Below are 528 nucleotides of genomic sequence, written 5' to 3'. Positions count from 1 at the left end.
ATAGGCTTCTTAAAAAGGCAGGAAACAAACGGAAAGTTTTTCTCAAAAGCGATGCAAAAAGAACCATTTACAGACATGGAGGAAGTGTGATGGCAGATGGAGTGGGTTTTCCATTCCCTTCATTGCTTTTGAATGAAGGGCGCACTTATGGACAACCAGAGGTCGTCCTTATAAGTTTGCCACAAGTGGCAACCGGTCTGCGCTTACGCTTGCCGGGCTCGTTCCGTCGGCGGGGCTTTCAGCCAGACCTGCTCATGCCGCAGGAGGCACTCTTGCGCAGAGGGCGTTTCGACAGCTTCACTCCTGCCAAACCAGAAGAAGATGCTGTCGGAAATCAATGCCGGATACGGCAGAAAGGGGGAATCGTATCATGGCGATATTTCACTTTACAGTAAAGATTGTCGGACGCAGTAAAGGAAAATCTGTCATATCCGCATCTGCATATCTTAACGGAGATGTAATGAAAAATGAGGAAACAGGCAGGATCAGCTACTACACTTCCAAAAAGGAAGTCGTCTACACCAGTCT

General features: G+C 47.9%; 1 protein-coding gene. It reads left to right on the top strand.

The window, feature by feature from the left end:
* Positions 1-89 precede the first annotated feature (89 nt).
* Positions 90-395, top strand: coding sequence for a hypothetical protein (locus HMPREF0373_RS15175; RefSeq protein ID WP_015559871.1), 306 nt, complete (start codon positions 90-92; stop codon positions 393-395).
* The last annotated feature ends 133 nt before the right edge of the window (positions 396-528 follow it).

This window comes from Eubacterium ramulus ATCC 29099 (assembly GCF_000469345.1).
GTDB classification, from domain to species: domain Bacteria; phylum Bacillota; class Clostridia; order Lachnospirales; family Lachnospiraceae; genus Eubacterium_I; species Eubacterium_I ramulus.
This window is presented reverse-complemented; position numbering and strand designations above follow the sequence as displayed.

Excerpts from the sequence above, each read along its gene's own strand:
- HMPREF0373_RS15175 (WP_015559871.1), top strand. The coding sequence starts at position 90 with ATGGCAGATGGAGTGGGTTTTCCATTCCCTTCATTGCTTTTGAATGAA.